This window comes from Endozoicomonas sp. ALB032 (assembly GCF_049310125.1).
GTDB lineage: Bacteria > Pseudomonadota > Gammaproteobacteria > Pseudomonadales > Endozoicomonadaceae > Endozoicomonas_A.
Genome location: NZ_JBLYNW010000001.1, coordinates 6,817,693 through 6,829,351 on the forward strand (window position 1 = coordinate 6,817,693; position 11,659 = coordinate 6,829,351).

An 11,659-nucleotide genomic window follows, 5' to 3' on the forward strand; every position below is an offset into this window, starting at 1 on the left:
AGGTTTTCCCTTCAATGGTTCCCATCTATCTGTGACACTCCCCGCCTTGTCAGGCGAGGCTTCTGACTTCACAGGCTACAACCAGCCTATAGCGACTGGACTTACACAGAAGCCTCCATCAGCAGTAACCGGGTGCCCCTCGGTTATTTATTGGTCTTTTGTTTGATTTGCCGCAGCCTTAACGGGTCACTCAGGTATGGGCTCGTCTGGTTCTTCAAGGGCGGTTGGGCAGTTGTCTCTGCCTTAATTTTTTGTTAACAGTGCTTGATTTTCGTCACCGTGAGTCTCTGCATAGAGACAGACCGATGGAAAATATAACCAACTACACACAAATGCTCAACCGGAACGCTCTGCGTTCCCGTCTTATATCCCCGCCCGATTGAGGGTGTCGCAAAAGGTCAATTAAAACGCTTCAAGCTTCAAACCGTCATCTCCGCGAAGGCGGAGATCCACTGCTCGTGGTGGGTTCCCGCCTGCGCGGGAACGACGATCTTGATATATCCTGCTGACCATACCCTTTTGCGACACCCTCGATTGGGCGAGGGTTTACGACGATTTTGCTAAAAATGCAGCTTGAGTGTACTTTCAGAGATAAATGTAAACTGAGTATTTCTTCCGTCCGGGTTAACACACTGAAATTCAGTTTTTGGGACAATAGCCTTTAGAAACTCCGCTTTCGCCAACGCAGGATTTTGGTACGTACATGTTGCCAAGAATGTTTCTTTGAGCCCGCTCTGAAAACTTATGGATAGGTTTGCAATCCAAAATCGAATGTTTAGGGTCAACAACCAGCAGACAGTACTGTTCAGACACTGTGTCAAAATAACTTGTCATGGTTCTTGAGTCCCAATCACTCAATAGCTTTCGTTCAATTTCTCGTATTTCTGCAGCAGCCATGATAGGTGCTACAACCAGTGGGATCGCCAGAATAAGTTTTTTCATCAAAATGTACTCCTATTCACAAAGATAAGTTCACCCAAAAGTCAGGATTTGGGCTGCTCTTTCAATGAAAGGCTAATTCTAGGACAGTCCCTCTTAATAAAAAGTTTCATCTCAGCACAACCTCAAGCGCCTCTTCTCTGCTTTCTTGGCCTCACGTCGGGCTCTGAAAAAAGAGGAAATGATTTCGCTGCACTCCTCTTCAAGGACTCCGGGAGTCATTTCCACCCGATAGTTCACATAGGGCAGCTCTAAAGTCCGGTTCTGACTGACCAGAGCCCCGGCCTTGGGCTCCAGAGCACCAAAGATCACTCGTTTTACCCGACTATGGATAATTGCTCCGGCACACATGGTGCAAGGCTCAAGAGTCACGTAGAGTTCACAATCCACCAACCGGTAGTTGTTGAGAGTGGCAGCCGCTTCCTGCAAGGCGAGCACCTCGGCATGGGCCACCGGATTGCAGCCACTGATGGGCTGGTTATACCCTCGACCTATGATTTCGCCTCCCCTGACCACAACGGCCCCGACCGGAACTTCGTCTTTTTCCCGGGCTTTTTCTGCTTCCTTCAGGGCCTCGCGCATCCAGAGGCTATCGGTACTGTTTTGATCTACCAAAAAAGAATCTCACTACTCAGGGAATAAAACTGCCATGAGCTGAATATTTAAAAAAAGTTGAAACAAGTATACAGACGTTCGTCACTTTGACCGATAAAAACTCTAATCGGGTCTTGGAGTTCCCCAGAGCAGGTAATCAGGAATTCTCCAACGCAAGACAAAAGAGCGATATATACTGAAAGTTACTTATCGTTATTTCAGTTTCTGACTAAGAACCATTGGAGGGTCTGTTCGAATGAGTTACAAGCAAAATGTAGAAGAGAATATACAGCATTTTGCAGAGAGCATCGGTCTGGGTGAGCTCAGCTTGAATGAACACGATGCCTGTGGTCTCTGTTTTGATGACACCCTGATCGTAAACATGGAATACCTGGAAGAAGACGAAGCTCTGGTATTCGTTTCTTCAGTAAAACCCATGGACGCTCACGACGACGCCAAAACCAGCCTGTATGAAAAGCTCCTGTCACTCAACCTTCAGCATCACAGTATGCAGGGTGCCTTCCACGCCCTGAACCATGACAAGTCTGAAATTCTGCTGATTCGCTCTATGCAGGCTTCATCGGACTACGGTAACTTTGAATCCACTCTGGAGAAGTTCGTCAACACGCTCGAGTGGGTGATCTCCGAAGTGAATAATACGGAAAGCGATGGGACTGCCCCACCTAAAGATAGTGGCCCAAAGCCCCCTCCCACCGCTCCTGGCGGACCCGGAGACATGGGCATGATGGTCTGACTCTTGATCAACACATCAAAAAAGAGGGCTTATTCAGCCCTCTTTTGCTTTCTAGCTGATCAAACCCTATAGGGCGACAAAAGCAACGACTGGCAGAGGAGACAGGGATCGTGGCCGAAGCACTTAACTACCTCACTTCAGCGCTTCAAAATGCGGTTGAAAGCAGTCGGCTATTAGATATTCGTGGCCGTGTTACCGAAGTACAGGGCATGATCATCAAGGCGGCGGTTCCCGGTGTCAAGATTGGCGAGTTGTGTGAGCTGGTGACTCCAAACGATGACAAAACCAGCTATGCCGAGGTGGTAGGCTTTCAGGGTCACGAAACAGTACTCTCCCCCATGGGTGAAATCATGGGTATCTCCTCCACGACAGAAGTAATTCCTACAGGTAAGGTTCACCATGTGGGCGTTGGCTCTCATCTTCTGGGTCACGTGCTTGATGGTATGGGAAACCCTCTGAATCCGGCAGCCTTCGAAGACGTGGAACCTGAAACCTGGTATCCGGTTTATGCCGACAGCCCTGACCCGATGACCCGCCAGATCATTGATAAACCCTTACCTCTGGGCTTGAGAGTTCTGGATGGTGTCCTGACCTGCGGAGAAGGACAGCGTATGGGTATCTTCGCAGCCGCTGGTGGCGGTAAGAGTACGCTGCTCTCAATGCTGGTGAAAGGCGCTGAGGTTGATGTCACCGTGCTTGCGCTGATCGGTGAAAGGGGACGGGAACTCAGGGAGTTTATTGAGCATGATCTCGGCTCGGAGGGCGTCAAGAAGTCCGTTATCATCGTTGCCACTTCGGATAAATCTTCCATGGAAAGAGCCAAGGCTGCCTATACCGCCACGGCTGTCGCAGAGTATTTCAGAGACAAAGGCAAAAAAGTTCTGCTGCTGATGGATTCCGTCACCCGTTTTGCCCGTGCCCAGCGTGAAATAGGACTGGCAGCCGGTGAGCCACCTACCCGCCGGGGTTTTCCACCTTCGGTCTTTGCCACGCTTCCCAAGTTAATGGAACGTGCCGGTATGTCAGATACAGGCTCAATCACGGCGCTCTATACAGTACTGGTAGAAGGCGATGACATGACTGAACCGGTAGCGGATGAAACCCGATCCATTTTGGACGGTCATATTATCCTTTCCAGAAAACTGGCTGCCGCTAACCATTACCCTGCTATTGATGTTCTATCCAGCGCCAGCCGTGTCATGAATGCCATCACCCCGGAAGAGCACAAAGCCGCTGCGGGCAAACTCAGGGAACTTCTGGCCAAGTTTGATGAGATTGAACTGCTGGTTAAGGTCGGTGAGTACAAACCGGGTTCAGATCCGGTGGCTGATGAAGCCTTGCGAAAAATAGACGCCATACGAACCTTTCTGAAGCAGCGCACCGACGAATTCAATGACTATGACACGACCATCCAGCAGCTGCGTCACGTCGTTGGAGTCTGATCTGAATGCTGCACGAACTTCTCAAGGTTAAGCAGATTCGTGAAAAGTCTGCTCAGGACCAGGTGCGTAAGTGTGAATACCGTTTGGAACAGGCTCAGCTGGAAGTCAAAAACAAAGAGCAGGAACTGGAAGAGTACATTGACTGGCGCTGTAAAGAAGAACAAAGGCTCTACGATAACATTATCAATACCGAGGTAAAGCAGAACGAACTGGATCAGCTGAAAGCCAATGTAGCCAGGATGCGTGAAAAGGATGTACTGCTGGAACAGGCCATCAACGAAGCCAGACAGGATGTCGAGAAGGCCAAAGAGCAGCTTGAACAGGCCCGTGAAGATCATATGAAAGCCATGCAGGCTGTGGAAAAGTTTGAAGAGTTTACCAAAGTTCAGGACCAGGAAGCCGCAAAAGAAGCCGCTCGCCTCGAAGACCTGGAAATGGAAGAATTTACTGTTCGCCCGAAATCCTAGGGTCTACAGATCGCAAGGAGGCCAATTATGCAGCCCACCAACGCTAATCAGAATGTTCAGCAGAATAACAACAACCAGCCTACCCAGAATCAGAGCCAGAAGGTGTCTGAGGATCAGGCTTCTGACTTTTCCAAAAAGATGAAAAAGAAGGAAGACCCGAAAAGCGCCAAAGGGGAATCCAAAGACGGTCAAAGTCTTGAAAGCCTGATGGCAGAACGCAGAAAAAGTGCCAAGGAAGCCCTGGAAGGCAAGTTTAAAGATCAGGGTAGTGGTCGTGAAGGTCAGAAAGGTCAGGAAGAAGGTGCCATGAAGTCTATGCTTGACGGCAGTGACCATGTGATCGGTCAGGTCAGGGAAACTCAGCAGGCCTCAGAAACTCAATTGAAAAGCATCCAGGCGGTCACTGGCCCCAAAGAGATCAATGAAGTCATCAACAAGCTGGTTGATAAAATCATGGTGTCTTCAAAAGACGCTATCCAGGGTGCCGAAGTTCGAATTACTCTGAAAGACAATATTCTGCCGGGCACGGAAATCCGCATTCAGAGAGTATCTGGTGAACTGCAGGTCACCATGAATACCTCCTCAGCAGATTCCCACAACTTTCTGGTAGCCAACGAAGCCAGCTTGATGAAGAATCTGGAAAAGCTGGGCGAAAAAGTTCAGGTCAACATCAACCTGTCTGGTGATGGCAACGAACAGAATGACGGTCGTTCCCAACAGGAGTACGTGGGTGAAGAAGATCAGGAAGACAATGATTCCTAGTCGGACTTAAGACTGTCCTACTGCGGTTAATTCCGACAGGGACTCCCAAAAGAGCGGATAAACACGAATGGAAGCGATACCACTGAAGTTTGAAACAATATCAGCCACCGAGCTTCAGTTGGGGCAACTCCTGTGTCATCGCAAAGCCCGCTACCAGATTCAACTGAACGCTATCGAATTCACTGTCTCCCTTGCCGGTCTTGGTCACCAGACATCCAGTTGGCAGGCTGATCTGGAACTGGCGGGTTACACCGGCAAACTCTACCTGGGCCGACAGGTTCTGGATTTTCTTCTACCCAAAAAACTCGACCATCAAATCATTAAAAAACTGCCCGAAAGCCTTCGTGACGCTGCTATTGCCAGTAGCCTGACCCCCCTGTTTAATTTCCTGGGTCAGATGTTAGGTCAGTCTGTCACGCTCAGTCATCTCAAACCTGCAGAGCCGACAGACGCTCCTCTCATTGCAGTGGATCTTGAAGCCGAAAACATCCGCTCAACTATACAGATTGAGTATTCCGAGGTAATAGAGAACCTCTTGAAGTCAATTCCGCCTCATCAATCCACCTCGCTGCCCGATATACCTTTATGGGTAACCCTGCAAAAAGGCAGCACCTTACTGAATCGCAGTGAACTCAATGACCTGGAAGAAGGTGACATTGTTTTTCTGGAAAAACACGTCAGTGACTCAGAGGTGATTGTAGGAATCAAACAGAATGTTGCTTTTTTGGGCACTCTCGAGGATACCCGGGTCACTATTTCACAGAGGCTTCAGGCTATGGAAGAACATTATGACCAGGGGTACACAGGGTATGAAGAGCCTATGCCGGAAGGTGAAGCTCCTCAAGCACCTGCAGGCCCTGTTGATCTTCACGACCTGCCAGTGACACTGATGTTCGAAGTGGGTGAGCAACAACTGACATTCGCAGAACTGCAAAGCCTGTCGCCAGGCTATGTTTTCCAGCTCAGTAACCCCATAGAAGCACCGGTCAGGATCAGAGCCAATGGCCAACTCATTGGTAGATGTCAGCTGGTAGAAATTGAAGGCCGACTCGGAGCCCGGATCACAGAGCTGACGGGTAAGACTGAATCCTAAGCAGTACATCGATTAAAGCAGGTTCCCGCCATGGAAAGCGGCATTCTGAATTTAACCAGCCCATTTTATTTGATGGTGCCACTGGCACTGATGGCGCTGATTCCATTCATGGCAGTCATGGGCACTTCTTTTTTGAAGCTGGTGGTGGTTTTTTCCATTCTCAGAAACGCCACCGGTCTCCAGCAGATTCCACCTAACATTGCCATGAACGCCCTGGCCATTATCCTGACACTCTATATCATGGCACCTATAGGCTATGAGTCTTATGAGTTGCTGGAACCTGAAAAAATTAATTTTGAGGATCTTTCCTGGATCGAGTCTGTCAGGCTCGCCAGCGCCCCTTACAAGCAATTTCTCAAAGACAACACCAACGAAAATGAGCGTAACTTCTTTCTGAAATCGGCACGCCTTCTGTGGCCAAAAAAATACCAGCAGGAACTCTCGGGCGATGACTTGATTGTGCTGCTGCCCTCTTTTTGTATCACGGAATTGACCAAGGCATTCCAGATTGGCTTTTTGCTCTATTTGCCCTTCATCGTCATTGATCTGATCGTCTCAAACATCCTGCTGGCCATGGGTATGATGATGGTTTCGCCCATGACCATCAGCTTGCCTTTCAAATTGCTCCTGTTTGTCTTGCTGGACGGCTGGACCCGTTTAATTCAGGGGCTGGTATTAAGTTATGGCTAGGAAAAGAACATGGTAGATTCGGACATCATCCAGCTCACAGCCCAGGCGCTGATGCTGACTCTGATTTTATCCATGCCGCCTATCATTGCCGCGGCTGGCGTAGGTCTGCTGATCAGTTTGATTCAGGCCCTGACTCAGATCCAGGAACAAACCCTGCCCTTCGCCTTCAAGCTGATTGCCGTCATCATCAGTATCTTTGCTACTGCCCGATGGCTGGGCATTGAGATTTATCATTACTCTCTGGCCATCATGAACAAAATCCCAGACCTCTAACCGGATAATCCGTCATGGTCATCCCAATAGATGAGCTAAAAGAGTGGTTTTATGTATTTACCATGGGCACGCCCAGAATTGTTGCCCTGTTCACTCTGATTCCTTTCCTGCACAAGCGCATGCTGGGGGGTGCCATGATGAGAAATGGCATATGCGCCTGCATGATCCTGTTTCTCCATCCTATGCTGGCAGAACACAAACCCGATGACACCATCACCATTTATGCCACTGCCGGAATTGTCCTGAAAGAAGCGTTTATCGGAGCCATTATCGGATTTTGTATCACCATCCCGTTCTGGGCACTGGAATCAGCAGGTTTCTTCATTGATAACCAGCGGGGTGCTTCCATGGCCAGCGCCCTGAACCCTCTGTCCGGTGCCGAAACTTCACCCATGGGTGTTTTGTTCTCCCAGGCCTTTACCGCCATTTTCATGACCAGCGGCTTATTCCTGCTGTTGTTGCAAAGTCTTTTCATCAGCTATGAGGTATGGCCTGTATTCAGTTTCTATCCCAGGTTGAACCCTGAAGCCTCCACTTTTTTCCTGAATCAGTTCAACCTGATTATTGGCCTGGCCATGTGGCTTTCTGCTCCTGTCGTTATCGCGATGTTTATCACAGAATTTGGTATCGCCCTGATCAGCCGCTCAGCCCCTCAGCTTAACGTATTTATTCTCGCCATGCCGATCAAATCCGGTGTCGCGGCAGCCATCCTGGTGATTTACGTCAGCACGATTCTGAAACTGGCCAAAAAACATGACGAAGGCATTCCCATGGTCTTTAAAACCCTGGGAGAGCTCTGGAAATGAGTGCTGAAAAGACAGAGAAACCCACTCCGAAAAAGCTGCGTGACGCCCGCAAAAAAGGTCAGGTAGCCAAGAGCAAGGAAGTCTCCAGCACCTTTGGCATTATCGCTGTGTTCTGCACCCTCTGGTTTATGAGCGATACTTACCTCACGACCATTCAGGAAATGGTGATCCTCCCGGCAACGGTTTATAACGAAAACTTTCAGGACGCTTTCAAGATTGTCACACAGGGCATTCTTGAAAAATCCATTGAGCTTCTGCTACCTCTGGTCATGGTATCCATGCTGTCTGCCATCATAGGCAACATCATGCAGTTTGGCTTTCTGCTGGCCGGTGAATCGGTAAAACCCGACCTCAAAAAGATCAGCCCCATTGCCGGATTCAAGCGCATTTTTGCCATCAAAAACCTGGTGGAATTCTTCAAGTCTGTTATCAAGATTGTGTTTCTTTCCATCGTTGTTTATTTCGTTATCAGAAACAGCCTCGCTGATATGTTCAACCTCCCCTACTGTGGTAGTGACTGTATTCTTCCTGTTGTCGGGGTCCTGATGAAAAAACTGATGATCTATGCCATTGCGGCTTTCATAGTGATTTCTGTGCTGGACTATCTTTTCGAGAAGCAGCAGTTTACTAAAGAAAATAAAATGTCCAAGGATGAAGTCAAGCGCGAACATAAAGAGATGGAAGGTAGCCCTGAAATCAAAGGTAAACGAAAAGAAATCCACCAGGAGATTCTCAACGAAGCAGAAAACACCAAGAAGTCAGACGTGGTGATCAAAAACCCGACTCACCTGGCGATCGGCCTGCACTACAAACAGGATGTGACGCCACTGCCCGTGGTAACGGTTAAAGGTCGGGGTGGGCGTGCACGCTTTATTGTGAAAATTGCCGATAAGGAAGGCATCCCCGTTATGGAGAATGTCCCCCTGGCTCACGCCCTGTTTGATACAGACATTGCCAGTTACATCCCCAGCGATTTGATTGAACCGGTGGCAGAAGTCTTCCGATGGGTAGAAGATCTCAAGGAAAAACAGGGCATCTCAGACGAGTCTTGAGATTGAGCCTGTCAAACGTCCAGTCAACTCTCCAAAGTATTTCTGGGCCCCGCTGGTCGCCAGGCCGGTGAGATAACATTGGGCATTTCCGAGCGATTCAGCAAGAGGGCCTTGCACAGAGCGAACTCTCCATAACGATGGTTGACCTCATCAATAGTCGCCAGCAGTTTTTCTTTTTTGGCATCTTCTTCCGTAAACAGCTCTCTCTGCCTATGTTTGGGTTGAGGGTCCAGGGCTCCAACGTGTACCTGATGCACGCCCTGACTTCTCTCGCCTTGATCCCAATAGACATCCAGAAAAAAGTCCGCCAGTGCCATGATCTGATCGCCATCGGATGTCGGGGTTGTCGTCCTCAGCTTTTTGCTGACCCAGCCTCCGGGCGTATTCATGCCAATGGCAAACAACCGGGCTTCAAAGTCATAACGTCTGAGGCGGGCAGCCACCTTTTCACACATATGCAACAGATAGGTTCTCAGGATGGTTTTATCCCGGGTATTGGGCGGAATCACCTTGCCATGCCCGATGCTCTGGGGCACGCCCACTTCTTTATGCAGTGGCTCCGGGTCCATGCCCTGGGCCATCAGCCAGATACGTTTACCCAGATTGCCAAAACGATTGCCCAGCACGCTGATGGGCACTTTCTGCATATCACCACAGCGATGCACCCCGTATTGAGCCAGGTAACGTCCAATGCCTGACCCTACGCCACACAGGTCAGTAACCAGCACATTCGACAGGGTTTCACGAGCCTGATAGGGGTGGACAATGGTCAGTCCGTCCGGTTTCTGCTGCTTGGCTGCCCACTTGGCGGTGCTCTTGTCACCACTGATCCCTACTGAACAGAGCAGGCCGGAAGCCTCAAAAACGCACGCCTTGATCCTTCGACCTATCTCGGCCACCGGGCAATCATAAAGCGACTGACAGCCGGTCAGATCGAGAAAAGCCTCGTCCACCGAGAAGACTTCTATTTCCGGCGTGATGCTTTCCAGAGCTGCCATAATGCTGGAAGAAATCTGGGCATAACGATAAGGCCGGGAAGGTGCCTGGATCAGGTCAGGTGCCAACCCTCTGGCCTCGCGCAACCTCATCCCGGTTTTGATGCCCCGGGCACGGGCCTCATAGGAGGCGGTAATGATGCAAGTCCCTGTTCGGCCATTGGTGACACACACCGGCTTTTGCTGCCATTGAGGCCGATCCAGCTGCTCAATGGAGGCAAAAAAGGCATTCATATCCACCAGCGCAATCATTCTGGGCCAGGGCTTGTCTTTTACAGAAATACTGTTCATGCATACAGTATTATTCACCTGAAGCTTCCAGACAAGCCCCTCATTGATTGATTTTTTTTATTGCCCCGGAAACAGGGGAGTAAACGTGTGAATTGAGGCGTATGAGTGCAGTTTTACAAGGTCTTCCGGTTTCGTCAGCACTGCTGACAGAGATGTTATGCAAGCCTTTGTCTGAATCTCGTACGATCAGCTCTACATTGGTTCACACGGGGAAGTAGCCATGTTCAAACACGCAAGGATCGTCTTTCAAATCGTACTGACACTGTTCAGCTTTTTCGGCTTCAACGAAGCCGTTCTGGCGGCCAGATACCGCACCACGGTCTACGTAAGCAATTTCGACGCCCGGATGGCCGTTGCTCACACCGGCATCGAAACGCCTGCCTTTGCAGGTTATGCATCTTCAGGCAAAGATGCTCATCTGGCCGAAGACCCCGGCAATATCGCATTCAACGAATCGCCACTAAAACTGTTGGAAAGCGCATTAAAAGACATGTTGGAACACTCGAAGCTGGCGCCCAACAGCAGCACGGATCTCGTTATTGGTATCGCTGGCTACGATTTCTATCGCCAAAAGCCAGCACCTGAACCAGGCCAGCTCTCAAAATATCGATCTCTGATGACTAAAAACTGCCCGGTTAGTCAAAATCGGGAGGCTTACTTCACCTGTATGGCAAAGGCTCTGTTCAGGGAACACGGGATGATGGTGGAAAACGTAAAGTTGGTGGGCGACCATACCCTGATGGCCGCCAGTGCCAAAAGCTGGTTGCACAGAAACCATAAAGCCAGCAGACATTTCGACCTGATTCAGGCCACCACAATAGCGGTGCCTTACCAGGTCAAAAACGGCCAGATCACCCCCTGGTCTGCCAGATTGCCGAAATGGCTGAGTATGGCGGGGGGTTACTGGAATATTGGCCAGGCCAGCCAGAACGCCTGGTTCAGCCCTGCACCCTGCAAAAACAAAAGTTATCTTCCCTATATGGCGTCACAGCCAATCCATCAGGCCCTGTTCGCCAGCGACTATGTGCAGGAATATGGTAAATACAAAGGTGATCCCTATGCCATGATGAAGCGCTGGGGTCGCACAGGTATCAATACTCTGGGTTACCAGGTCAGCCAGATCTACAACGACGGCAACCGTCAGGATTATCTCAGCGGTCAGCATGCAGTGAGCCGCAGCAACTATGACAAGGCCCGAACTCAACTGAAAGACCTTTTCCATGAGGTTATTGAGCAACTGGCCACTATTATCAACATCAAACAGAGCGAATATTATCCGGGGCAGAGTCCGGAACACCCTATTGTCATCCTGGGAGAGTTCTCTGCCGACGTTCTGGAAAAGGCAGAAAACAGAGACCTGCTACTGAAGAGCCTGCCGGAAGAAGCCCGCTGTCGGGTGGATATTGTTCCCGGAGACACCTTCTTCCATAACCTTTCAGGCGGTGGGCTGCAAATACTGGAGAAAGATCGTTAGGTCTGCTAACCAGACGGTCATTAAGCA

Annotated in this window: 13 protein-coding genes; 10 read left to right on the forward strand and 3 right to left on the reverse strand. The window is 49.8% G+C overall.

Features of this window, described 5'->3' with window-relative positions; all coding sequences use genetic code 11:
* Nucleotides 1-639: 639 nt before the first annotated feature.
* The gene (locus ACO6VG_RS24670) at nt 640-942 is read right to left on the reverse strand and encodes a hypothetical protein (RefSeq protein ID WP_422134744.1); all 303 of its coding nucleotides are present in this window, start codon (nt 940-942) and stop codon (nt 640-642) included.
* A 111-nt stretch (nt 943-1,053) separates the two neighbouring features.
* The gene (gene tadA, locus ACO6VG_RS24675; protein ID WP_422476115.1) at nt 1,054-1,554 is read right to left on the reverse strand and encodes a tRNA adenosine(34) deaminase TadA; all 501 of its coding nucleotides are present in this window, start codon (nt 1,552-1,554) and stop codon (nt 1,054-1,056) included.
* Nucleotides 1,555-1,789: 235 nt separating this feature from the next.
* Here tadA and ACO6VG_RS24680 point away from each other — a divergent pair, with 235 nt between their 5' ends.
* From ACO6VG_RS24680 to sctU, 9 genes are all read left to right on the forward strand, one after another.
* Entirely contained in the window at nt 1,790-2,287 is a 498-nt protein-coding gene (locus ACO6VG_RS24680; RefSeq protein WP_317145613.1) for a type III secretion system chaperone, read from the forward strand.
* A gap of 110 nt (nt 2,288-2,397) precedes the next feature.
* Nucleotides 2,398-3,729: a type III secretion system ATPase SctN gene (gene sctN, locus ACO6VG_RS24685; protein ID WP_422476117.1), complete on the forward strand. Its 1,332-nt coding sequence runs from the start codon at nt 2,398-2,400 to the stop codon at nt 3,727-3,729.
* Between the two features lie 5 nt (nt 3,730-3,734).
* Nucleotides 3,735-4,196, forward strand: a complete 462-nt coding sequence (sctO, locus tag ACO6VG_RS24690) for a type III secretion system stalk subunit SctO (protein WP_422138631.1) — start codon at nt 3,735-3,737, stop codon at nt 4,194-4,196.
* 27 nt (nt 4,197-4,223) lie between these two features.
* Nucleotides 4,224-4,958, forward strand: coding sequence for a type III secretion HpaP family protein (locus tag ACO6VG_RS24695; RefSeq protein ID WP_422134748.1), 735 nt, complete (start codon nt 4,224-4,226; stop codon nt 4,956-4,958).
* Between the two features lie 67 nt (nt 4,959-5,025).
* Nucleotides 5,026-6,051, forward strand: coding sequence for a type III secretion system cytoplasmic ring protein SctQ (sctQ, locus tag ACO6VG_RS24700; RefSeq protein WP_422412121.1), 1,026 nt, complete (start codon nt 5,026-5,028; stop codon nt 6,049-6,051).
* A 30-nt stretch (nt 6,052-6,081) separates the two neighbouring features.
* A complete protein-coding gene (gene sctR, locus ACO6VG_RS24705; RefSeq protein WP_422134750.1) occupies nt 6,082-6,741 on the forward strand; it encodes a type III secretion system export apparatus subunit SctR in 660 nt (219 codons plus the stop codon).
* 9 nt (nt 6,742-6,750) lie between these two features.
* Entirely contained in the window at nt 6,751-7,014 is a 264-nt protein-coding gene (sctS, locus tag ACO6VG_RS24710; RefSeq protein ID WP_317145607.1) for a type III secretion system export apparatus subunit SctS, read from the forward strand.
* A 14-nt stretch (nt 7,015-7,028) separates the two neighbouring features.
* The gene (sctT, locus tag ACO6VG_RS24715; protein WP_422134751.1) at nt 7,029-7,820 is read left to right on the forward strand and encodes a type III secretion system export apparatus subunit SctT; all 792 of its coding nucleotides are present in this window, start codon (nt 7,029-7,031) and stop codon (nt 7,818-7,820) included.
* Nucleotides 7,817-8,872 (forward strand): type III secretion system export apparatus subunit SctU, encoded by a 1,056-nt coding sequence (sctU, locus tag ACO6VG_RS24720; RefSeq protein ID WP_422134752.1) that lies wholly within the window; start codon nt 7,817-7,819, stop codon nt 8,870-8,872. Before sctT ends, sctU begins: the two co-directional genes overlap by 4 nt.
* A 23-nt stretch (nt 8,873-8,895) precedes the next feature.
* Here sctU and ACO6VG_RS24725 read toward each other — a convergent pair whose 3' ends face one another.
* Entirely contained in the window at nt 8,896-10,176 is a 1,281-nt protein-coding gene (locus tag ACO6VG_RS24725) for a DNA polymerase Y family protein (RefSeq protein WP_422134753.1), read from the reverse strand.
* A gap of 202 nt (nt 10,177-10,378) precedes the next feature.
* Between ACO6VG_RS24725 and ACO6VG_RS24730 the strand changes: the two genes are divergently transcribed.
* Nucleotides 10,379-11,632 (forward strand): hypothetical protein, encoded by a 1,254-nt coding sequence (locus ACO6VG_RS24730; protein WP_422134754.1) that lies wholly within the window; start codon nt 10,379-10,381, stop codon nt 11,630-11,632.
* Nucleotides 11,633-11,659 lie beyond the last annotated feature (27 nt).

Excerpts from the sequence above, each read along its gene's own strand:
- ACO6VG_RS24670 (WP_422134744.1), bottom strand. The coding sequence starts at position 942 with ATGAAAAAACTTATTCTGGCGATCCCACTGGTTGTAGCACCTATCATG.
- ACO6VG_RS24680 (WP_317145613.1), top strand. The coding sequence starts at position 1,790 with ATGAGTTACAAGCAAAATGTAGAAGAGAATATACAGCATTTTGCAGAG.
- sctO (WP_422138631.1), top strand. The coding sequence starts at position 3,735 with ATGCTGCACGAACTTCTCAAGGTTAAGCAGATTCGTGAAAAGTCTGCT.
- ACO6VG_RS24695 (WP_422134748.1), top strand. The coding sequence starts at position 4,224 with ATGCAGCCCACCAACGCTAATCAGAATGTTCAGCAGAATAACAACAAC.
- sctQ (WP_422412121.1), top strand. The coding sequence starts at position 5,026 with ATGGAAGCGATACCACTGAAGTTTGAAACAATATCAGCCACCGAGCTT.
- sctR (WP_422134750.1), top strand. The coding sequence starts at position 6,082 with ATGGAAAGCGGCATTCTGAATTTAACCAGCCCATTTTATTTGATGGTG.
- sctS (WP_317145607.1), top strand. The coding sequence starts at position 6,751 with ATGGTAGATTCGGACATCATCCAGCTCACAGCCCAGGCGCTGATGCTG.
- sctT (WP_422134751.1), top strand. The coding sequence starts at position 7,029 with ATGGTCATCCCAATAGATGAGCTAAAAGAGTGGTTTTATGTATTTACC.
- sctU (WP_422134752.1), top strand. The coding sequence starts at position 7,817 with ATGAGTGCTGAAAAGACAGAGAAACCCACTCCGAAAAAGCTGCGTGAC.
- ACO6VG_RS24730 (WP_422134754.1), top strand. The coding sequence starts at position 10,379 with ATGTTCAAACACGCAAGGATCGTCTTTCAAATCGTACTGACACTGTTC.